The sequence below is a fragment of the Phenylobacterium sp. genome, from assembly GCF_965229015.1.
In the GTDB taxonomy this organism is placed as follows: Bacteria; Pseudomonadota; Alphaproteobacteria; order Caulobacterales; family Caulobacteraceae; genus Phenylobacterium.
Window position 1 is genome coordinate 1314525 of the sequence record NZ_CBDDIM010000001.1, and the last position, 21620, is coordinate 1336144.

Annotated in this window: 21 protein-coding genes and 1 riboswitch; of the genes, 7 read left to right on the forward strand and 14 right to left on the reverse strand. The window is 67.9% G+C overall.

What is annotated here, in order from left to right:
* Positions 1 to 218: 218 nt before the first annotated feature.
* From ACO06I_RS06615 to ACO06I_RS06655, 9 genes are all read right to left on the reverse strand, one after another.
* Positions 219 to 692: a CopG family transcriptional regulator gene (locus ACO06I_RS06615; RefSeq protein ID WP_421931789.1), complete on the reverse strand. Its 474-nt coding sequence runs from the start codon at positions 690 to 692 to the stop codon at positions 219 to 221.
* Complete coding sequence (locus tag ACO06I_RS06620; protein WP_421931790.1) at positions 689 to 2653, reverse strand: conjugal transfer protein TraG; 1965 nt, start codon at positions 2651 to 2653, stop codon at positions 689 to 691. The genes ACO06I_RS06615 and ACO06I_RS06620 overlap by 4 nt, the downstream gene beginning before the upstream one ends.
* A gap of 10 nt (positions 2654 to 2663) precedes the next feature.
* Positions 2664 to 4385 carry a relaxase/mobilization nuclease domain-containing protein gene (locus tag ACO06I_RS06625; protein WP_421931791.1) on the reverse strand — a complete coding sequence of 574 codons (1722 nt, stop codon included), beginning with the start codon at positions 4383 to 4385 and terminating at the stop codon, positions 2664 to 2666.
* A 232-nt stretch (positions 4386 to 4617) separates the two neighbouring features.
* A complete protein-coding gene (locus tag ACO06I_RS06630; protein ID WP_421931792.1) occupies positions 4618 to 5265 on the reverse strand; it encodes a lytic transglycosylase domain-containing protein in 648 nt (215 codons plus the stop codon).
* Between the two features lie 130 nt (positions 5266 to 5395).
* The gene (locus ACO06I_RS06635; protein WP_421931793.1) at positions 5396 to 5911 is read right to left on the reverse strand and encodes a S26 family signal peptidase; all 516 of its coding nucleotides are present in this window, start codon (positions 5909 to 5911) and stop codon (positions 5396 to 5398) included.
* Entirely contained in the window at positions 5908 to 6396 is a 489-nt protein-coding gene (locus tag ACO06I_RS06640; protein ID WP_421931794.1) for a DUF2840 domain-containing protein, read from the reverse strand. The genes ACO06I_RS06635 and ACO06I_RS06640 overlap by 4 nt, the downstream gene beginning before the upstream one ends.
* A gap of 5 nt (positions 6397 to 6401) precedes the next feature.
* Entirely contained in the window at positions 6402 to 6674 is a 273-nt protein-coding gene (locus ACO06I_RS06645; protein ID WP_421931795.1) for a helix-turn-helix transcriptional regulator, read from the reverse strand.
* 126 nt (positions 6675 to 6800) lie between these two features.
* Positions 6801 to 7721 (reverse strand): ArdC family protein, encoded by a 921-nt coding sequence (locus ACO06I_RS06650; protein ID WP_421931796.1) that lies wholly within the window; start codon positions 7719 to 7721, stop codon positions 6801 to 6803.
* A gap of 72 nt (positions 7722 to 7793) precedes the next feature.
* Positions 7794 to 8105: a DUF736 domain-containing protein gene (locus tag ACO06I_RS06655; RefSeq protein ID WP_421931797.1), complete on the reverse strand. Its 312-nt coding sequence runs from the start codon at positions 8103 to 8105 to the stop codon at positions 7794 to 7796.
* A gap of 475 nt (positions 8106 to 8580) precedes the next feature.
* Between ACO06I_RS06655 and ACO06I_RS06660 the strand changes: the two genes are divergently transcribed.
* A complete protein-coding gene (locus tag ACO06I_RS06660) occupies positions 8581 to 8922 on the forward strand; it encodes a hypothetical protein (RefSeq protein WP_421931798.1) in 342 nt (113 codons plus the stop codon).
* A 15-nt stretch (positions 8923 to 8937) separates the two neighbouring features.
* Positions 8938 to 9273, forward strand: a complete 336-nt coding sequence (locus ACO06I_RS06665; RefSeq protein ID WP_421931799.1) for an MmcQ/YjbR family DNA-binding protein — start codon at positions 8938 to 8940, stop codon at positions 9271 to 9273.
* On the opposite strand, the gene ACO06I_RS06670 is transcribed toward ACO06I_RS06665, so the two are convergent.
* Positions 9251 to 11317, reverse strand: a complete 2067-nt coding sequence (locus ACO06I_RS06670; protein WP_421931800.1) for a ParB N-terminal domain-containing protein — start codon at positions 11315 to 11317, stop codon at positions 9251 to 9253. The two genes, ACO06I_RS06665 and ACO06I_RS06670, sit on opposite strands and share 23 nt — an antisense overlap.
* 331 nt (positions 11318 to 11648) lie before the next feature.
* Here ACO06I_RS06670 and ACO06I_RS06675 point away from each other — a divergent pair, with 331 nt between their 5' ends.
* Both ACO06I_RS06675 and ACO06I_RS06680 read left to right on the forward strand, forming a co-directional pair.
* On the forward strand, positions 11649 to 11861 hold the full coding sequence (locus tag ACO06I_RS06675) for a hypothetical protein (protein WP_421931801.1): 213 nt from the start codon (positions 11649 to 11651) through the stop codon (positions 11859 to 11861).
* Positions 11862 to 11870: 9 nt separating this feature from the next.
* Positions 11871 to 12227, forward strand: a complete 357-nt coding sequence (locus tag ACO06I_RS06680; RefSeq protein WP_421931802.1) for a PilZ domain-containing protein — start codon at positions 11871 to 11873, stop codon at positions 12225 to 12227.
* A gap of 215 nt (positions 12228 to 12442) precedes the next feature.
* Here the strand turns inward: ACO06I_RS06680 and ACO06I_RS06685 are convergent, their stop codons facing one another.
* The 3 genes from ACO06I_RS06685 to ACO06I_RS06695 form a co-directional block, all read right to left on the reverse strand.
* Positions 12443 to 12661 (reverse strand): hypothetical protein, encoded by a 219-nt coding sequence (locus ACO06I_RS06685; RefSeq protein ID WP_421931803.1) that lies wholly within the window; start codon positions 12659 to 12661, stop codon positions 12443 to 12445.
* Between the two features lie 277 nt (positions 12662 to 12938).
* Positions 12939 to 15932: a TonB-dependent receptor domain-containing protein gene (locus tag ACO06I_RS06690; RefSeq protein ID WP_421931804.1), complete on the reverse strand. Its 2994-nt coding sequence runs from the start codon at positions 15930 to 15932 to the stop codon at positions 12939 to 12941.
* Positions 15933 to 16360: 428 nt separating this feature from the next.
* A complete protein-coding gene (locus tag ACO06I_RS06695; protein WP_421931805.1) occupies positions 16361 to 16612 on the reverse strand; it encodes a hypothetical protein in 252 nt (83 codons plus the stop codon).
* 117 nt (positions 16613 to 16729) lie between these two features.
* On the opposite strand from ACO06I_RS06695, the gene ACO06I_RS06700 reads away from it, so the two are divergent.
* Entirely contained in the window at positions 16730 to 16900 is a 171-nt protein-coding gene (locus ACO06I_RS06700) for a hypothetical protein (protein WP_421931806.1), read from the forward strand.
* An 831-nt stretch (positions 16901 to 17731) separates the two neighbouring features.
* Here the strand turns inward: ACO06I_RS06700 and cobU are convergent.
* Positions 17732 to 18268, reverse strand: coding sequence for a bifunctional adenosylcobinamide kinase/adenosylcobinamide-phosphate guanylyltransferase (gene cobU / locus ACO06I_RS06705; RefSeq protein WP_421931807.1), 537 nt, complete (start codon positions 18266 to 18268; stop codon positions 17732 to 17734).
* A gap of 40 nt (positions 18269 to 18308) precedes the next feature.
* A riboswitch (cobalamin riboswitch) is annotated at positions 18309 to 18499 on the forward strand.
* Between the two features lie 151 nt (positions 18500 to 18650).
* Here cobU and ACO06I_RS06710 point away from each other — a divergent pair.
* Entirely contained in the window at positions 18651 to 20618 is a 1968-nt protein-coding gene (locus ACO06I_RS06710; protein WP_421931808.1) for a TonB-dependent receptor plug domain-containing protein, read from the forward strand.
* A 23-nt stretch (positions 20619 to 20641) separates the two neighbouring features.
* Entirely contained in the window at positions 20642 to 21619 is a 978-nt protein-coding gene (locus tag ACO06I_RS06715; protein ID WP_421931809.1) for an aminotransferase class I/II-fold pyridoxal phosphate-dependent enzyme, read from the forward strand.
* Position 21620 lies beyond the last annotated feature (1 nt).

A 21620-nucleotide genomic window follows, 5' to 3' on the forward strand; every position in this document is an offset into this window, starting at 1 on the left:
AGACGGGCGATCAATGAGCGGTGGGAAGTCCGAGGTTCAACAGGGCTTTGGTCGTAGTAGTGCGACAGCGTCCAATGACTTGCCCACGGCGAGCGGGTTGTTCGCCTGGGCATGTGGCCAACCACCCACGACGCGTGATCTGAGTCCTCAGGGATCGCGCAGGCCTACGGCGACGTCCGTCTTGCGCGGGGGGCAAGGCCGGCCAAGCCGCCGGGCCTCTAAAGCCGGCCTCCGTCACCCTCGGTTTCCTCAAGTCCGGGGTCAGGGTCGCGAACAACGAAAGCCGACGGCAGGTCCAGCGACACTTCGCGGGTGAAGCTTACCCCCTTGGCCAAGCGACGTCCGAGCGCCGCGACGAAGCCCTCATAGCGTTCCTGGCCCTTGGCCCGCGCGGCATTCTGCCGCGCATCGGGGACGGCCGGCGTGGTGGTCAGCCAGAACCGGACGAACAGGGCCAGCATCTCAATGGCGATGCCGAGGTTGCGCTCCAGGCGTTCCACCGCCCGGGTGTGCTGATCGAGCCGCCGGGCGATCGCCGCCTCCTGCCGCTCGGCGGCGTCTGGCGACAGGAAGGAGGCGATGGCGGCCTCGGCGACCAGGGACTTGGACTTCGCCCGCTGGGCGGCGAAGACCTCGAGCTCCCGCAACAGCTCGGGCTCCAGATAGACCGAAAGGCGCGACTTGGCGCTCATAGCTCCACCCCGTCGTCCGGATCGAGGGCGGCCTGGCGCGCCACCCGCCGAAACCGCCGCTGCAGCTCGCCAGCCTGTTGGTCGTCATCGCTCTCCTCAAGGCCGTCCGGGAACTCGAACTCACGGTCGGCGACGGGGACCGGCTCGACGCCGTGCTCGAAGGGGGGTTCGGGCTCGCGCCGCAACCCGCCCTCCCCGCCTGACGCGGAGATCTGAGGCGTCGGCTCCGCGGCCTGGACCGTGGGCGCAAGGTCCGACCAGTCGTCACCGGGCGCCAGGCCCGGCGTGGACCCGGTCGCCGCGCCCACGCGCGACTGCAAACGCGGGTCCTCGTAGTAGCGGATCTTGCGCGCCCGGATCGGCGGCACGCCGGAGACCAGCACCAGTTCTTCCATCGCCGGAAGCTGCATGATCTCGCCCGGGGTCAGCAGGGGCCGGGCGGTCTCCTGACGCGAGACCATCAGGTGGCCGAGCCAGGGTGAGAGCCTGTGACCGGCGTAGTTCTTCATGGCCCGAAGCTCGGTGGCGGTCCCCAGCGCGTCCGATACCCGCTTGGCCGTGCGCTCGTCATTGGTCGCGAAACACACCCGGACATGGCAGTTGTCGAGGATGGCGTTGTTGGCGCCATAGGCCTTCTCGATCTGGTTGAGCGACTGGGCGATCAACACCGCCTTGAGGCCATAGCCGGCCATGAAGGCCAGCGCGCTCTCGAAGAAGTCGAGGCGTCCCAGGGCCGGAAACTCGTCCAGCATCAGGAGCAGCCTATGGCGCTGGTCGCGCCGCCCAAGGTCCTCCGTCAGCCGCCGGCCGATCTGGTTGAGCAGCAGGCGCATCAGCGGCTTGGTGCGGCTGATGTCGGACGGCGGCACCACCAGATAGAGGCTGGCCGGCCGGGGCCCCTCCACCAGGTCGGCGATCCGCCAGTCGCACCGGCGGGTGACATGGGCGACCACCGGATCGCGATAGAGCCCCAGGAACGACACGGCCGTGGAGAGCACGCCGGAGCGTTCGTTTTCGCTCTTGTTCAGCAGCTCCCGGGCGGCCTGGGCCACCACGGGGTGGGGCCGGTCGCCCAGGTGCGGGGTCTTCAGCATGACCCTAAGGGTCGCCTCGATCGGCCGGGCCGGATCGGAGAGGAAGCCGGCGACCCCGGCCAGGGTCTTGTCCTGGCCGGCATAGAGCACGTGGAGGATCGCGCCCACCAGCAGGCTATGGCTGGTCTTCTCCCAGTGGGACCGGCGTTCCAGGGCGCCTTCCGGGTCCACCAGGATGTCGGCGACGTTCTGGACATCCCGGACCTCGCTGTCGCCGCGTCGGACCTCCAGCAGCGGATTGTAGGCCGCGCTGTCGCGATTGGTGGGATCGAACAGCAGCACCCGCCCAACGCGGGCCCGGCAGGCCGAGGTCAGGGTCCAGTTCTCGCCCTTGATATCGTGGACGATGACCGAGCCCGGCCAGGTCAGCAGGCTCGGCACCACCAGGCCGACGCCCTTGCCGCTGCGGGTGGGCGCGAAGCACAGCACATGCTCGGGCCCGTCGTGGCGCAGATAGGCGCCGTCGAGCTCGCCCAGCATCACCCCAGCCGCGTTCAACAGGCCGCAACGCCGCACCTCGGCGCGCCTGGCCCACCGGGCCGACCCATAGGTGGTCACGTTGTGCGCCTCCCGGGCCCGCCAGATCGACAGACCAAGCGCCGCGACGATGGCGGCCATCCCCCCGGAGACGGCGATCGCCGCGCCTTCGAGGAAGACCCTGGGCGCATAGGCGTCGAAGGCGAACCACCACCAGAAGAAGGCCGGCGGCGGATAGACTGGCCATCCCTGGACCGTAAACCACGGCGCACCCAGCTGCGGCTGAAATCCGAGCCTGAGCGCCGTCCACTCGGTGGCCGCCCAGATCGCCGCCAGGACGATGGCGAAAACGATCGCCAGTTGGCCCCACATCACCTTGGTTCCCGACATCTCGACCTCCTCACCGCTCCGGGGCACGCTGGCGCCCAAGAGTCCAATCCACCGCCCCGCCGACGGCCATGACGCCTGCGACCTCGCGTCCGCGCTGGCGTTCCAGATCGGCCCGCCAGGGGACCAGGGAGAAACCGAGCCCGCCCTCGATCACCGCGAACCGGCCCGAGGCCAGGTTCAGCCGGCTCCGATAGACGCCCGAGACTGTGTCGCCGTCCTGCAGTCGCAGGTGCTCGAGGCCGGTCTCGGCGGCGACCCCGGCCGCCGCGGCGGCCAGTTCCCGGACACGAAGGGTTTCCAGCAGATCGCGGATGAAGATCACACGGCCCCCCGCCCGCCGCGCCAACCCTTCGCCGATCAGGTGTTTGGCCCGATCGACCAAGGCCGTCTCGACCTCCGCGGCGAACCCGCCCTGCCCCATCCCGGCGGCCGCGTGGCTCACCAGCTGCCGATCGAGCCAGGTCGCGCCCTGGGCTGTCACCTGGGCCCCGACGTCAAGATCAGAGCGCACGGCCAGGATTCGCCGGCCGCGCTCCCCCACCGCCCGGACCTCGACGATGGCGCCGGGCGCAGCGTCCGAGGCGTCGGCCAGGTCCTGCAGGGCGACGTGATGGATACGCCCGTCGATCCCATCGATCACCGCATAGGCGCTGGCCTTCAGTTCATCATCGAGACCCCGCCCGACCAGGCGGCCCATGATGGGCCCGTCGCCCTCGACCACGAAGCGGGCCGGATCGGGTTCGATGCCCTGGGCGCCCAGGGCGCGATGCAGGCGTGCGATGATGTCGCCGCGCTGGCCGAGTTCACGCAGGCAGGGCTCGGCGTCGGCCGCCAGCCGCCAGCGGCCGGGACGAACCTCCTCGGCCAGACCCAGGAGCTGCAGGCGGCGCAGGCGCGCCACCTTTGGCGCGTGGAGCTCGTCCGTCGCGCCGCCCGCGGGCGGGCGCACGTCGATCAGGCCGTCGCGGCCCGCATCCCGAGCCAACCGGCGATCCAGGTCCGTCCAGCGGTCGGCGCCGACCTGCTGTTCGAACCCGCGCCGGATCTCGAGATCACTCCGGGGCCCAAGCTCCAGGGTCACCAGTTCGGCGGCCCGCGACCGTAACCCATCGGCGATGTAGTCGCGTGAGATCACCAGGTCATCGCCCGCCTCGTCCCGGCCGCGGACGATGATGTGGATGTGCGGCTGGCCGGTGTTCCAATGGTCCACCGCCACCCAGTCGAGCCGGGTTCCCAGGTCGCGTTCCGCCTGGCCCATCAGGTCGCGGGTGAAGGCCTTGAGATCGGCCAGTTGGGCGGCGTCTTCCGGCGAGACGATGAACCGGAAATGGTGCCGGTCGCCCTCGCCCCGTTCGGCGAAGGCCGCACCGTCGGCGAGTTCGCGGCCAGCGTCGAACAGGGCGCCCTTCTCCCCGTCCTGGGTGACGCCCTCCCGCTGTAGATATTTCAGGTGCAGCGACAGCGGCGCGCGGCCGGGCGCCTGGCGCACGACCCGGGCCTTGACGATCACCCGGCGGGCGCGGGGGCCGAGACCCCGGCTGGCCGACAGGCTCGACGCCCGGCCCCGACCGAACACGCTGCCGCGGCTCGGGACCCGATGATGCAGGCCGCCAGCCCGCTGGGCCGCGGCCAGGGCCTCGCCGACGAAGGTCTTGGCCCCGCCCGCGCCGCGGCTGCGGATCCGACCTGGCCGGAGCTCGAACTCGTCCTGGACCATCAGCCGCGCGTCCACCGGGAGGTGCGCCAACCGGTTACGAGATAAGGATTCCAGCGGTTTGGCAGGCTGAGCAGTGCTTTCACACCTCGCGAGAGAGGATTGTTTTTGTAGTGTATTTCATCCCCCAACCATGGCCGCACCTCGCGGCTTTTATCTTGCCATCGCTCCATCTTTTTGAACCAAGACCGACCTTCCGCCGCCGATCCCGCGACACCGTGCGAAAACCCGCAGGCGACCTCGAAGCAGGTCACGGCGCATCGCCCCGGACCGTGAGGATGACGAATAGGGTGGGAGATGGATGCATGACGTCGGCGGGGTCGGCCTGCAGACGGACAAAGATCGACGGCGGCGCGACAGGCTCCCCCGTTGAGGTCGCCGCGCCAGGGATCATCACGCTCGGCGCCAGGATCGCCAGATATCGGCGGGTCTCGAGCGGCAAGGGCCGGCCCTGCAGGAGGTATTGGGCGTAGCGGTCCGGCCCGGCATTGTAGGCGGCGAGAAACCCCGGGGCGCCGAACCGGTCGTAGAGTTCCCGCAGATAGGCCGCCCCCGCCATCACGTTGTCGCGGGGATGGAAGGGATCGGCCCCCAGCCCATACCGCGCCCGCAGATCGGCATAGGTCCTAGGCATGACCTGCATGAGGCCGAGTGCGCCGGCCTTGGAGACCGCGCGCGGATCGTTGGCGCTTTCGACACCCATCACGGCGGCGACCCAGGACGCCGGGATCGCGAAGCGCGTCGCAGCTTCTGAGATCAGGTCCTCGCGCTCCAGGCGCGACGGGCGCGCCAAATCCTGCGCCCGGGCTTCGATCGAAATCGGCGCGCCAGCGAGGATCAAGGCCAGGGCCCCAAGAGCAATCCAGCGTGCCCGCGGCGCCGTCGCCGTCCAGGGCAAGGCGCCGTCGCGCCGGCCTGGCGGCCGCCCTGGACCGCGCCGCCGCTCCCGGGCCTGGCGGGACATGGTCGGGACGAAGGCGCGGCCGACAGGGTTCTGATCGAACAAAGGCGCGGGCACGAGATGAGGGTCAGCCCTCATGATCGGCGACCCAGATCGGCGTCACCTGGCCGATGACGGCGCTGCGTGGCAGCGGCCCGAAATAGCGTCCATCCAGCGATCCCGGCGCGGCGTTGAGCAGGAAGACCTGATCGGCCGCCACGCGTCGGCAGCCGATCAGGATGGGCAGCGGGCGTCCGTTCCGATCGCGGGTCTGCGCGATCGCCACCAGCTGGCCATCGAGGCTGACCACGCCCCCCGACCAGCAGATCAGGCTAGGGCTGAGCGCCGCCACACGCTTGATCAGCAACACACCCTTGGGCGCAGCATCGCGTCGGGCCAGCCAGTCCGAAAGCGCCGGTGGCGGCGCCACGGCGACCCATTGGCCGACGTGCAATGGGTTGGAAGGCCGCAGCCGATAGAGCCCTTCGGGCGCGCTCGCCGTGGCGTTCCAGATCACCATCGTCGACGGCCGAAACAGCGCCGGCGAGAGCCCCAGGACCAGACCGCCGGCCACGGCGGCGAGGGTGATCGGGCGCCGGTTCATGCGTCTAGGCCCTGTCGCAGACGCCAGGCGCGATGCCGACGCAGGGTGTAGGGCCTGGTCCTGGTGCGCCCCATCAAGCGGTTATGGACGTGGCGCCAATGGTCCGGCGCGGCGTCGACCGGATCAAGACCCAGGGCCTCCACCGCATCGACGGCGGCCAGGGCCAGGCGCACGCGCGGCCAGCCAGAAATGCGCAATAGCGACTCTGCGCCCGGCGTGACCCCAGGGGTGGTCGAACAAGGGCTCCCGGGCGGCGCTGAGCGCAGGATGTCGAACCGCGAGGCGACGGTTCCGGCGTCATTGGCGCTCCACCGAACAAGGGCGAAGACGGAGCCCGGCCGGAAGGCGACGCGCCGGCGGCGGCGGTCGAGGATCTGCTCGGCGGCAACCTGGCCGAAGCGGATCCAGTGTTCGGTCTGTTTCTCGATCCACACGAGCTCGACCCAGGTCAGGCTCAGGTCGAGCGCCGCTTCGCCGCGAGGCACCGGCCTTAGCCCCGGCCCCAGATCGCCGGCGGCCGCGGCCGGCGCGCCGGATGGACGACGCCGGCGGTCGCTTCGGTGGTGGAGGTCCGGGCGCCGCGATCGGCCCAGGCCTGCAGGTCTCCCACAGCATAGATCACCCGCCCGCCGATCTTCCTGTAGCTGGGGCCGGTGCCGTAGGTGCGATGCTTCTCCAGCGTTCGGCCCGAGAGCCCAAGGAAACGGGCGGCCTCTGGGGTGCGAAGCATGCGCGGGGGCATGGCGGCGGGGGTGTCGGTCATCTGCGGGCTCCAAGGTTTCTCCGGGCCGCCGCAGCGTTCTGCGGCGGGGACCTGGACAGCCTGGCGCGGGACGAATCAGGGGGTGGATGGCGAAATCGCATGGTCGCGATTCCGCCATCCGGGCGTTCAGCCGCCCGACCCCGGCGACTGCGACCCGTGAAGATAGTCGCAAGCCCGCTGAGCGTGGGCCGCCGCCGTGAAGATGAACCGCTTGTCGCCCTTCAGGACGCCCAGCCAATGGTCGAGATAGGCGGCGTGGTCCTCGCGCGGCGTCAGCTCCAGACCAAGATCGGCGCAAAGGAAGGCCGCGCCAAGCTCCGCCACCAGCTCCTCGCGGGCATAGCCTTCATCGCCGAAGCGGGTGCGGCCGAAATCCCGGTCGAGCCGGGTCGGATGCCGGGTCCAGTGGGTGCATTCGTGGGCCAGGGTAGCGTAGTAGCTTTCCGGGTCCACGAAGCTCTCGAAGGGCGGCGACTGCACGTAATCGGCATGGATCGCGTAGTAAGCGCTGTTCCCGCCATGGCGGATATCGGCGCCGGTGGCGGCGAAGAAGGCCTCCGCCCGGGCGATCTTCTGGCCGGCGTCGAGCTGGGGTTCGGCGAGCGCCTGATAGGCTCCGGGCAGACCTTCGATCTGCTCGACATTGAACACCGTATAGGCCTTCAAGAACGGGATCTCGCGCTCGACATCCTGTCCGTCATCGCCCGTCTCGGTGCGCTTCAGACGGTTGGCGTAGACCACGGTCGACCCGGTCTCGCCCTTGCGGACATGGGCGCCGAGTTCAAGCGCCTGGCGGAAGGTCATCCAGATCGGGGCGGCGTAACCGCGGAGCGTGGCCTCCGACCAGAGCAGGATGACGTTGATCCCGGAATAGGGCTGGCCGTTGTGGCGCAGGGGCCGGCTGATGCGGCCGGCGAGGTGCTCGGCGGACCAGGGTTTGGTCCAGGGTCGAACGCCGCGTTCGAGATCGGCGAGGATCATGTTGGTGACGCGGGCATAGAGATCGGGCCTGGCGTCGGGGCGTGCGGAGGGGTTGGGGCGCGACATGGCGGCCTCCCGGAGGTTCGAGTTTTTGGGGGAAGAGCGCCGCCCCGCCGACAGCGGGGCGGCGGCGGGGCTTCAGTCGGCGGCGCGGCTGCGCGACCAGATCAGGGCGTAGCCTTCGTCGGCGTCGACCAGGGAGGCGTAGATCGGCGCGGGGAAGCTGGGGTCATCCAGCTTGACGGCGAGGTAGTCGCGGTTCTCGCGGGAGGTCTTCTTCCAGGCGGCGCCGAACTCGGTGGCACCGGCGAAGATACGGTAGTCGGGCGCCTTGTCGTTGTCGCTTTCGCTGGGCCGGAACTGGGCGGTCTTGACGTTAAGGGTGAGGGTCTTGATGGCGCCCGAGATGGAGCCGTCTTCTTGCTTGGCGAAGGTGCCGATGGTGGCCATGGGGGTATCTCCTGTTGTCGCTCGGACCGCGCCTATCGCGGCCTCGATGGCGATCCCCAGGGCGGGGGGCGAGCGCGCCCGCAGCCAAAAGGCCCGCAGCGCAGCGGAGGACGTCGCGGGACGGTTTCTTTGCCTCGCGAGGAATGGCGCGCCGTTTGGCGCGACAGGGGAAAGAAGCCAACCGGCGGCGTTGCGGGGGCGATCGGGGCGAAGCCCGCACCCTCCGGACCGATCACGCCCAGAGAGGCGGCATGGGCCGGTTTTGCCACGACGACGGTCAGGTCCCCTGCCCCGCCATCGCCTTGTCTGCGACGGGAACGGATTATCGCCGCGCCTGGACGAGCCCCGCCAAGGCGCTGCCAGTTCCCGGTCTCGCAACGTGACGCCGACGTGGCCAGCTGGTCGCTTGGTCGCAGGAGCGACCCTCGCCGCCGCACGAGACCTCGGTCATGCTGCCGCGACGGAGACGATTCTCATGGCTGACCCCATCCTCATCGACGGCGCGCCGTTCTGCGCCGTGTCGCACCACGATGGCCGCTTCATCCGCGCGCCCGGCCTCGCCGCCCTGGCCCGCCGCGACGCCGATGGCGGCTACACGGTGCTGCATCTGCAACATTGCGAGGCGATCAATCGGGAGATGGGGCCGGGTCACGCCCGCTGGGGCCGGGCGCTCGGCCAGGGCTTGAACACCCTGCTGGCGCCTCCCACAGTCGCCTCCAGGCCTCGCGCGGCCGACCCGCCCAGCCCTGCCGCGCCGCCGATCCGATGGCATGCCGACGCCGTGTTCCAGGACCGCACCTTGGCCACGGCGGCCTAGGCGGATCGCGGCCCGATGGTCACCACCGAGGGATTTCGCCTGCAGGCGCTCAGCCTCCCGCGCGCACTCGAAAAGCTGATCCTGGGATCGCAGGAGTTCCGGGTCCGGGACAAGGCCTTCGCGACCCTGGGCTGGCCGCAGGCCGGTTGGGCGGTGGTGCGGCTGACGCCTGACGACCAGGCGGACTTCCTGGCGAAGTCGCAGGCCTTGAGCCCGGAGCCTGGCGGACGCGGTCAACGGGGCGTGACCCGTGTGCGGCTGGCGGGACTCGACGAGGCTCTGCTGGAGCCCCTGGTGACGGCGGCCTGGCGGGTGGCGAACGACGCGGTCATCGCCGGCTCAAAGCCCTAGGCGCGACGAAGCCGCCGCGCGTCGAACGCGCGGCGGCCCGTTGGCGCGCGCCGTGAAGCGCGCGCCGGGGTGGTCCGGTCAGGCGGCGACCGGCTCGGGTTCGACCATATGCAGCTCCGATGGCGGCGCCGTGCGCAGCAGCGGCGGCAACCAGCCCGCCATCAGCGGTTCGGCGGCGGCCACCATGTCCGGCTTCTTCAAGCTGACGAGGCGCCCAGCTTCCTCGGCGCCCGCCGCCTCTTCGACCGCTTCTAGGACGCGGGCCTTGGTGACACGCGACAGGTAGCTCGAACCGGTCGCCGACCAGTCCGCCGTCATGTCGAGACCGACTTGGATCGCCAGGGCGTCGGCCTGGGCCAGCGCCATCGGCCTGCCCTGCCAGCCCCGCATCCGCCGAAAGTCCGACGCAGTGGGCGAAGATCGCCAAGCGGCTGTCGGTGTCGAGCCCCGCGACAAAGCCCCAGAGCGCGTCCGGAGCTTGCGGGAGCTGACGCGCCCAGGCCGCGTGCCGCGCGTCGATCCGGCGGCAGGCCGGGCCGTCCTCGACGCCCGGCGCGTCGCCGCCCAGGCTGCGCGACGCCATCCGGATATCCAGGCAGGTGGCGTTGGCGCCGGGATAGAAGACACGCAGCGCCAGGGCGTGAACCACCGCCAGGAAGGCCACGTCCGGTCGGTCGGCCAGGGCGTCGCGCAGGGACGCGGTGCGATAGGCCGTGAGGTCGGCCACCAGCCGGTCGGAGAGCGGCGTCAGGCCGTCAGGTTCTTCGGCCTCCTGCGGCTCAGCCTCAGCCTCGGGCTCGGGCCCCGCGCCGCCGCCCGCACCATCGCCAGCCTCGGCCTCCGGTTCCGGGGCGGGCGCCACATCCTCGGGCCGAATGAAGCCGCGCTCGATCCGCGCGACTCCATCATGTCCGAGGGTGACGAACACCCCGCCGCGCGCCAGCTCGTCCGGCGCATAGGCATAGGCGTCACCGAAGGCTTCCAGGGCCGCCTCGATCTCCTTGAGCCGGGCCTCCACCTCGGGCGGCAGTTCGTCCACGTCGGCGAACTTTTCGATCTGCGCGTCATACTCCGCCGACATCGCCTCGGCGTCGACGACCTCCTGCGGGGTGCGCTCCACCCGATGGGGATAGACCCGGGCGAGGCCGTGGGCGGACGAATAGTCCAGATGGGCCTCGGCCCACTTCCAGCCTTCGGCGTCGCGGACCTCCTGCGCCAAGATGGCGAGCTTTTCCACCACCAGCCGGTCGGCCAGGGCCACGTCCTCCCACCAGCCGCCGCCGTCCTCGGTGAAGAGGTCGCGGACCACCTCGCCACCCGCCGCCGCATAGGCCTCGACACCAATAAAGATCGCCCGGCGGTCGTCGGCGGCGATCTTGGCCTGCGTCATGGCGTGACGGATGAACCCCGCCGAGCGGTTGTAGGAGAGGCCGTCATAGACCTGCTCCTGGCGCGCATGGTCGTCGGTCACGGCGAAAGCCATCAGTTGGTCCAGGGTCAGACCGTCTTCGCGATAGACCGCCATCAGCCTGGGACTGACCGCGCCCAGCCGCAGGCGCTGGCGCACCACCTGGGCGGACACCCCGAACCGCGCGCCGATCTCCTCGGCGCCCCAGCCCTTGCGCTGCGCCAAGTCGCGGAAGGCCTCGAACTGATCGGCGGAGTGCATGGCCGAGCGGGTGACGTTTTCGTCCAGGCTGATCTCGCCGGGATCGAACTCGGTGTCGATGACGCAGGCCACCGGATGGGTCTTCTTGATCTGCTTGCGGCGGGCGAGCAGGCAGAGCGCCAGCCTGCGCCCCTCCCCGATGGTCACCAGCCAGAAGCCGGTGAGGCCCCCGGCCTCGTCGCGCTCCGGCTCCACCACCGGCTTCTGCAGCATCTTCTTGGCGCCGATGCTGGCAGCCAACGCCTCGATGGCGGCCTCGGTGTGCGGGACCTTGCGCGCGTTGTGCGGCGACGTCTTGAGCCTGTTGAGGGGGATTTCGATCTCGGTTCCGGTGACGATTTCCGGGACGACTTCGGTGTGGGTTTCGACGGACATAACGACCTCCTTTGGGGTCAGGGCTGCATGCGCAAAGCGCGCATGCGGCCCTGCCCGTCGGCGAGACCGGGGGTAGCAGAGGCCAGGGCGCGCGGGCGGAGGGGGATCGCCCGGCCTGCACAAGCCTGAAGGACCTGCCTCCGCGCCAACCCTCGGAGGCGCGGAAGGTTGGGGAGACCGCCCGCGCGGCGCCGCGGCGCTTTACCCTGGCCGCCGCGAGGGGCGGAGCCCCTTCCAGGCCCATGGGTAAGCGTCGGGTCCTGGGAACCGCCTGGGTGAGGCTATCGACGCTGTTGTGGCCAACGCCCCAGGCACCCTATGAGACGATCTCATGGAAAGCCCTGATCCGATCGACCTCGCCGTCGGCGCCCGCATCCGAATTCGACGCAAGGTCATACGGGTCAGGCAGCCCGATCTCGCCCCGCCGGAGAGCGCGGTGATCATCACCCCGCAGTTACACCACGGCCTGGGACACGATCCTGATCGCTGCCGAAACCATGCCTCTCCTGGCATGATTTACGTTCGGGAAAGGCCGGTATTCTAGATTGCGACGATGAATGCCGCTCTTGGGAATGCCGATCATCGACGTCGCCGCGTGGACGCGCGCCACCGCTGTCTGCTGACCTGCAAGATTGTGTTCGGCACGGATGATTTGACGGTTGACGGTGTCCTTCGGGATCGAAGCACTGTGGGTGCAAGGCTTCGTATCGTTTCGCCGTTGGCTCTTCCGAAGCAATTCCGGGTCGTTTTAGCCAAGGAGGGCGAGTGCTTCGAGGCTCAACTCATCTGGCGGCGCGGTGTTGAACTTGGCGTGCGGTTACTTTCGCCAATCGACATTGCTGCCCCCACCGATATCTCAGTCCGTCAGCTCCGACGCATCTGGATCGAGATGGCGGCACGTGATGGGTAAGGGGGTGCCGGTTGTCCGCCTGCCCAGTCTGGCGTCGCCATGGATCGAAGCAACGCCCCCTTCGCCCTCCGGCCGCGTAGCGGCCTGCCCTTACGGTCGCGGCGGCAAGAGCCAGCAGCGGGCGCTCATCGCCGGCGGACGAAATAGACGTAACTGGCGCCAGCCCCCCACCTCTTGGCGGTTCGGCTGGTTCAGTTAAGTCCGCAGCACTTCTTCTACTTCTTGCCTGAGCCGCAAGAGCAAGGTCCGTTGCGGCCGGCCTCGGCTAGGCCGGAGGGCGACGGGGCTGGGTCGCCACGGCGCTGGACGCGGCGGGCGTTCAGTACCTGGACCAGTTCGGGGATGACGGCCGGAGCATGGATCGTAAATTTCTCGATGTCCGCCTCGAACAGATCGGAGTCGCCATTGGAGATATCGGTCAGGGCGACCATCATTCGGAGTGACGTGGTCGTCACCCGGGAGGATTTCGGCCCAAGCCCCCGAATCGCAGGGCGATAGTGAGGTGGCGCCGGATCTCCGCTCAGTTTGGCGGCTTGGCTAAGGTAGGTTCGACCTCAACGACTGGCGCGAGCTGAGAACCCAACTTCGCCGAAACCCCTTCCCCGCCAAACAGCCGACCTGACACAAAAAGGCCGCCGTCCGGTGGACGACGCCCGTCTATTGCGTTGGACGATCCGGCGACAGGCGGATCGTCCAACGGCCTGAGTCGCCTCAGAAGTGCTTGCGCAGCCCGACCTGGAACACCCGGCCTAGCATGTAGGCGTTAGTGTAGTCGTAGTTGTACTGGCTGCGGGTGAAGGGCGGATCGCTGTCGGCGATGTTGATCACGCCTAGGGTCAGCGTCGTGTCCCAGGGAAGCTGGCCCGTATAGACTAGGTCGGTGGTGATCTCGTCGTCGGTCTGCAGGATGCTGGTACCGATCAGGTTGTCGGTGCCCTGCTTATAGTGGGTGGTTAGGCGCAGGTTGTGGCCGCCTGACGACCAGTTGATGTAGGCGTTGGCCCGAATCCGCGGGTACGAATAGAAGGCGCTAAGCAGCTCGGTCTTGCCGGCCCGATCCAGCGCCGAAGCGATGGTGAAGCCGTCGAGGGTTACAAGGGCGCCGCGCTTGTATTCGATCGTGTAGGTACCGTCGCCACCGAACAGCAGGTCGCCGCCGAACAGCGCGTTTTCCCAGAGATAGGTGCCCTGGAAGTCCACGCCCGAGGTGTCGACGCTCGGCCCGTTGATCAGGTTGGCCTTCACGCCCAAGAGGTTGGCAGGGGCGCAGTCGTCGGTGGCCATGTTGCCGTCGTCAGCGAAGGTGAACCGGCTGCGGAAGGCCGCCTCCCCGCACTTCCAGGTGGAGGCCGTGGCGCTCGGGAACATGGTCGAGACGAGGGCTGCGGCGGTCTCGCTGGTCAGTTCGTCTGCGAACTTGAAGCGGAAATAGTCGACCGTGCCGCGGAAGTTCCCCACGTTCACGATCATCCCGACATTGTAGGTATCGGCGGTTTCCGGCTGCAGGTTCGGATTATTGGCGGTGTCGACCGGACGATAGAGCGAGCCGACGCCGGGCAGGTTGAACTGGGCCAAGCCGCGGACGTTGCCGGGGGTCAGGCTGGTCTGTTGCGGAGCCCGGAAGGTGGAGCCGGCCGAACCGCGGAAGGCCAACCAGTCGAGCGCCTGCCAGCGCACCGAGAGCTTCGGATTGGTGGTCGAGCCCACGCCGCCGCCATAATATTCGTAGCGGATCGCGCCGGAGATTTCGAGGTTGTCGGTGATCGGCAGCTTTATTTCACTGAACACCGACGACACCACGCGGTCGACATCGACCTCCTGCACCCCGGAATAGAAGGTGAAGGCGCCGGTACCGGCGGTCCCGCAGCCCGGCAGGCCGTCCCCATAAGGAAGGCTGTCGACGCAGGGGGCGGCGTTAATGTCGTAATAATCCGGCACGTTGACCTGGGTGCGGTCATAGCGCCACTGCGCGCCGAGCGCCCAGGAGACGGCGCCGCCGCCAAGTTCGATTGGTGCCTTGCCGTTCAAGACGCCCTCGACCACCGCGATCTGCGTGTAGGTGTCGGCCACCAGATCCTGATGGATCCAGTTCAGCAGGTCGAGTTTGTTGTTGCTAGCCGCGGAGACATAGAACGGATTAGCGCCGCCCGTGCCCAGGCTGTTGGGATAGGCGTTGGCGAAGGGGTTGAAATACATGCAGGATCCGACGCCGGGCGTGCCGGTGAGGGGATTGCAGCCGGGACCGCCCAGGCCCCGAATGGCCAACTGCAGCCGGGTCACAGACATGTCGGGGCCAGCGCCGCCTTCACCATGATTTTCCTGGAACGTCGTAGAGAGGCTCCAGCCGATATCGTCGAAGACATGGCCCTTCAGAGAGGCGGCGACCCGGAAGGCGGTCGCGGCGCGATGCTGGTGGTCGGCGCCGTCGCCGAACAGCGGGTTGCCGCCGTACCCCTCGGGTCGCCAGCCCGTCTGGGAGGTGACGACCCCGTTAGCCGCGGCGTTGGTGCAGATCGTGCCCAGCGCAGGGCAGTTGATGGGGTTGGCCAGGAAGGCGATGAGGCCCGGGTTGGTGTTGGGTACATAGAACCGCGACTGCTGGTTCAGCCCCACCGCCGGATAGGGCGAGGTGCCGCCACCCGCCGACCCGCCCGAGGCCGCGATCGGTGTCGGGAACTGGGTGGTAGACTGCGCCGGGGACACGCGTTCGACCGGAACGTCGTGCCGCGACCAGAGCGCCTCGCCGTGGAAGGTTATGTCGTCGGTGACCTCGAAGTTCACCTGGCCGTAGAGGCTGTAGTGATACTCGTCGTTCACCAGGTTATCGAACTGGGTGAACTGGAAGCGGCAGCCGGAGGCGGGGGTCGCTGGGTTGACCAGGACGCCGCCCAGCTCCACGCATCCATTGTCGACGAACGACTGCGAGAAGGTGCCCGCCGCCAGTTGCGCCGACGTGCCCGTGGTGAAGACGCCGGGGTTGGAGGCTGTCGACCAGCCGCCGAAGTTGTTCGTGGCGAAGGACTGCAGCGCCCAATCGCGATCCGTCGTGCGCAGTTCGCTGCGCCGGCGGTAGCTGGCGGTGACCATAGCGTCGCCGCGGTCGAAGACCCAGCCATAGGCGGCGCTGGCGTCGTAGTCGCCGGCCGAGCCGTCGATCTTGGCGTAGTTGCCGCTGACCTCAAGTCCCTGCAGGTCGCGACGGGTGATGAAGTTGACCACCCCACCGACCGCATCGGAGCCGTAGGTGGCCGCCGCACCATCGCGTAGCACCTCTATGCGGCCGATCGCGACGTTGGGGATGAAGTTAATGTCCGTCGACTCGATGGCGACGGCGGCGGGCGACGGGGCCATGCGTTGGCCATTGAACAGCACCAGGGTCCTCCCCGAGCCGAAGCCGCGCAGGTTGACAGTCGCCGCACCGGCGGCGGTGCCGAGGAAGCGATTGCTCTCCCCGATGGACCCCTGGGCCACGGTAAGGTTCTTCACGAGTTGGACCGTGGAGGGCGAACCCTGCTTCTTGAGGTCCGCGGCGCCGATAACGTTCACCGGCAGGGCGGCGTCGGTGGGGGTGCCCGCAATATAGGACCCGGTGACGACCACCTCTTCGACGGTCGTCGTGCCCTGAGCCAGGGCCGGTGCCGCCAGTCCGCACGCAACGATGACGGCCAAGGCCGAGCCGCCGCAGAAATACCTGCGCTTCAACATGAAATTTCCCTTCCCCTTGAGCACCGCCCTAATTCGTATGGACGAGTTTGACTCCTAAGATGAAAATAGCATCGGACGCCGTTCGGTGGAGCGCCAGGAGTTTTTCGTAACTGAAACATATCCGCGCTATGTGCTGCGCCGCACACTGGGGGTCTGGTGATCAACGATCAATTTTGCCGGGACCGGCTTGGGGTTGCGGGGATCGGCCCGCCGCCGTGCGGGCTCTCCCGATCAGGTTTCCTTTACGAAATCGGGGGGTGAGAGTTTCGAAGATTGGGGATGCTCCGCTCAGGAGCACATACCCGCACTTCGAATTTTTGAGGTGCGGCGGAGGGTGCGGCACCGCATTTGCCGAGTGCCTATGTTGCATGAAAGACGCGCTCGCCAAGAGAAGGCATCCGACGCCTCCCGGGGGGAGGCGGGCGGGGTCATAGGAGCGCTTCAACCGGCCATATGCGGCCCGGCGGGTTTCCGCTACCCGGGTCGGGGTTGTACTGGGTGCCGATCGCGAACGACGGATTCTTGTCGCGCAGGTTCTCAACCGAGACGGTCGGGGCCGTGTCCCAAGGCAGTTCGGCCCGATAGGTAAGGTCGGCCTCCCAGTACTGAGCGATCTTGGTGGTGGATTTCACCGCCGCCGCGATATTGATAGAGTTGGGCTCGATCTGGGTGGAGGACACGAGCCGAACCTGCAGGCGCAGGTTCCGGCCACCCATCGATCAGTTCACATAGGCGTTGGCCCGCAGGTGGGTAGCCCGTGAAGAATTAGGCGCGATAGATGGGGCAACTTCACTCGTGTGGAGCACGGCAACCAGATCTTGGACCTGGCGGCGGCCGGCTGGGGCGACGATCCCATATTCGGCTGGGTGAGCGCGGAAGGCGCTGATCTGGGCGGTGCGTTGGCGGACCACCAGATCTCGCGCTCGGTGCAGCATCAGGATGCTTTGAGCATCGACGGACTTGATTAGTTCAAATCACATGGTCGGGCGGGTCACAGCTTCGCAGATGGCCTCGGCGTCTGACTCATCGTTTCACATAGGCCGGCGGCGTCAGCTTGACCTCGTGGCTCAGCGCCTGGATTTGGAGCGTCCAATGATGGGCGGGTGGCGTAGGCCTCGATCCCAATCAAGCGGGGGGCCAAGTCGCCCAGTGCTGACAGGAGCTGGTCGCGACCGACCTTGCGGTGCAACATCGCTTTGCCGTGCTATCGACGCCGTGGATCTAAAAGACAATCTTGGCGATAACCAATCCAGCCGTGGTAATTTCCGTTGGGCAGATCCTTCCTTTTTTGACGCACCACCGAGGCACCTCGCGATGCCGTTGGGTCGAGGGCCGTCTACCCCATTAAGCTCACCGAGGGCCCGGCCTACAACGGCCGCAGCGCCGCCGACATGCTGACCTTGATCGAAGCGGGCCATATCTTGCTGGGCGATCGGGCTTACGACAGCGACGCCTGCGCCAGGCCTTGGCCAAACGCGGGGCATGGGCCTCACACGACGTGGGTAAACCGCTTCAACCGGTGGCGCAGGGCCGGCGCCTAGGACCGGCTTTGAAGGCCGTGTTAGAGGCCCCAGACATGACGTCCGTCATGCGCGACTAACCTGCATTCCAAGAAGATCACATGTAATTCAACGGGCCTCACCCGCTTTTCCGCCCGAACCTTTGGCGACTGGAACGATGTGGCGAAGGCCGACGAGATGGGTAGCGGTTAAGCTGGACACCGAGAGCACGAAGATTATCGAGAATCTCCTAAATCTTCACCGATACGGAAGGCCGTGCAACCTCAGTTGACGCCAAACTCAGGGCGGAGGCGCACCAGGGCGCTTCAGCCAAATCGGCAGTCCCGCGACGATCAACACCGCCGCGTCTGCGCTTGCCGCCAGACGCTGATGCAGGCGGCCAGCCTCATCACGGAAGCGGCGGGCAAGCGCGTTGTCGGGCACAACGCCTTGGCCGACCTCATTCGAGACTAGAAGAATGTCCGCCCGGCTGCCTCTCGCTGCTTTTTCGAGGGCCGCGAAGGCATCAGCCAGCACGGCCTCGGCGAGCATCAGGTTGCTGAGCCAAAGGGTCAGGCAATCAACGACCGCCACGTCCCCGGACGAGAGTTCGTCGAGCGCTTGTGGCAAATCTAACAGCGCTTCGACCGTTTTCCATGCCTCGCCGCGCTCAGCGCGATGGCGGGCGATGCGATCCGCCATTTCGTCGTCCAGGGCTTGAGCCGTCACGATCATCACCAGGCGTCCACCACCTTCCGCCACCCGCGTCTCCGCCCGCGCCTGACTCCAGGCGCTCTTGCCCGAGCGGGCGCCGCCGAGGACGAGGGTGAAAGGCAAGGCTGACTCCTGCGGATTGACGTTGTTTACCGCGGCGCTTACGACAGGCGCCGCGACAGGTTCCCCGAGAGGGGATTAATAGGGAACTCAGGTGTGATGCCTGGGCTGCCCCCGCAACTGTAAGCGGTGAGCCTGCGCGCCGAAAGCCACTGGACCCTCGGGTCTGGGAAGGCGGCGCGCAATCGGTGATGACCCGCGAGCCAGGAGACCTGCCCGTCGCGGTCGTTCTTCACATGGCCGGGGTGCGCCAGGTGAACGGGTTCTCCCGAGCAACGACGACTGCTGTGGGCCGCGCCAGGGGCGGCGTCCGTAGTCGTGCGCCTGTGCGCGGCTGCCGCCGTCTCCCCACGCGGTTCGTCGATCGAATGGGGAAAGACCCGCTATGAAGACGCTACTGCTTTCGACCGTCGGCGCCGCGATCCTGGCCGCCGGCTCGGCCCATGCTCGCGAAGCCACGTCCAGACCCGATGTCGGTGACGCCCAGGCCGCCAACGCTGTCGAGACCCTGGTGGTCACGGCCAACCGGTCCGCCCAGCGCTCCGACCGGATCGGCCAATCCGTCACCGTTCTCGATGCTGGGGCGATCAAGGCCAGCCAGGCCGTGGCGATCTCCGATCTGCTGATCCAGACGCCCGGCGTCAGTCTCTCGCGCAACGGCGGTGTGGGCCAGACCACGTCGCTGCGCATCCGCGGTGCGGAAACCGACCAGACTGTCGTCGTGATCGACGGGGTGAAGCTCAACGATCCTTCCCAGGCCGGTGGCGGCTACAACTTCGGCAACCTGCTCGCCGGCGATGCCTCGCGTGTCGAGGTGCTGCGCGGCGCCCAGTCCACGCTGTGGGGCAGCCAGGCCATCGGCGGGGTGGTCAACATCATCACCGCCCGGCCGACCGCGCGCTTCGAGGGGACGCTCAGCGTCGATGGGGGTTCGATGAACACCAGCTACCTGCGCGGCGGCGTCGGCGGCGTCGGCGAATGGCTGACCTGGCGCTTGGCCGCTAGCCACTACGTCACGTCAGGCATCTCCACCTACCGGTTCGGCGCGGAAAGGGATGGCTACCGCAACACCGGCCTGACCGGCCGGGTGAACGTGAAGTTGGCCGACGACGTGTCGGTGGATCTGCGGGCGGTCTACTCCAAGGGTCGCAACGAATTCGACGGCTTTCCGGCGCCATTGTTCGCTTTCGCCGACGACCCCGAATACGGAACGACCAAGGATCTGGTGACTTACGGCGGCCTCAATTTCGGCCTGCTGAACGGGCGCCTGCAGAACAGAGTCGCTTACGGCTACACCCGCACCGACCGCGATAACTTCAATCCCACGCAGGCGGTGACGACGACCACCTTTGGCGCCCGCGGCGACAACAAGCGCTGGGAATACCAGGGCGTCTTCGACATCGCCCACGGCTGGAACTCCACCTTCGGCGCCGAGCATGAAGACGCCAGCATGCGGACCGCCTCGCCTTCGTCGGCCAAGCCCAACCCGGCGCCGATCCGTGGCGAGGCCAAGATTGATAGCCTCTACGTCCAGGTGCAGGGAACGGTCTTGGAGGGGCTGACATTGACCGGCGGTCTGCGCCACGATCACCACAGCACCTTCGGCGAGAAGACGCTGGGTCAAGCGGCGGCGGCATGGTCGCTGAACGACGGCGACACGGTGCTGCGGGCCAGCTTCGGCCAGGGCTTCAAGGCGCCGACGCTGTATCAACTCTACAGCCAGTACGGAAACACCGCCCTGGCTCCGGAAGAAGCCGACAGCTGGGATGCGGGCCTCGAACAGTCCATGCTCAACCGGCGCGTGAAGGTCTCCGCCGCCTATTTCGACCGGCAGACCACCAATCAGATCGACTTCGTATCCTGCCCGTCGGTGACCACCAATCCGCTCTGTTTCGCGGGCGTCGTGAAGCGGTCCGGCTACTATGACAATACCGCCAGAACGAAGGCCCGTGGGGTGGAGTTGGCCGGCTCGACCAAGGTGGGCCTCCTAACCCTACAGGGCAACTACACTTGGACCGAGGCCAAGAACGACGTGGGCGGAAGCGCCAACTTCGGAAAGCTCCTGGCGCGGCGGCCTGAACACCAGGCGAACCTGTGGGTCAGTTGGGTATGGCCGGCGAAGGTCTCCACATCGGTCGGCATCCGCTACACAGGCGACACCTTCGACAACGTCGCCAATACGACGCGCCTGAAGGGCTACACCCTCGTGGACCTGCGGGTCTCCTATCCCGTGACCGACGCCGTTGTGCTCTATGGCCGCGTCGAAAACCTGACTGACAAGGCTTACGAGACGACCCGCAACTACGGTTCTCCCGGCCGCGCGGGCTATGTGGGCGTGCGGGCGCGCTTCTGATGCCGCCGGTGGCGGAGACCCCGGTGGCGAACATCGATGGCTTCCGCCGCCACGGCGGACGACTGGCGGCGGCGAAAGCGGCCTTTCCCGACGCGCCTTCGCCCTGGCTGGATCTGTCCACGGGCATCAATCCCGATCCCTGGCGCGGGCCCCGCGCCAGGGTTTCCGACCTGCGTCGATTGCCTGATCCATATGCCGTCGCCGCACTAGAGGCCGCGGCGGCCGGCGCCTTTGGAGCCGATCCAGCCTGTGTGGCCGCCGTGGCCGGGGCGGAGGCGGGACTGCGCCTGCTTCCCCACCTGACGGGCGCGGCGTCGGTCGCCATCGTCTCGCCGACCTACGGAGCGCACGCCGACGCCTGGCGCAACGCCGGCAAGAAAGTCAGCGGCATCGCCCTGGCTGAGGCAGGCGTCAGCCACGCCGAGGCCCTGGTGGTGGTCAATCCCAACAACCCGGACGGCGTCAGATGTGCGCCGGCGTCTCTGGTCGATGGCCGCCGCTGGTTGATCGTTGATGAGTCGTTCGCGGAGACCGTGCCGGACCTCAGCGTGGCCGGTGCCGCCTTGCAGCGCACCATCGAGCTGCGCTCCTTCGGAAAGTTCTATGGGCTGCCTGGCGCCCGGCTGGGATTCATCGTCGCCGAGCCCGGGGTGGCGGCGCGGACACGCGCGCTGGTCGGTGACTGGCCGGTCAGCGCCGACGCCATAGCCCTGGGGACCGCCGCCTATGCCGACGCCGCATGGAGGCGGGCCGCCGTCTCCAAGCTGACTAACGCTGCCGAGCGGCTCGACGCCCTATTGATCGACGCCGGATTCACCTCGGCGGGCGGCACGACGCTCTTTCGGTTGACCCGCTCCGCCGATGCAGCTCGGCGCTTCGCTATTCTGGCCAGCCATGGCGTGCTCACCCGACCTTTCGCCCACGATCCGACCCTGCTGCGCTTCGGCCTGCCTGGCCGCGGCGGGTGGGTCAGACTGACCGCCGCCCTGCGACGTCTGTGAG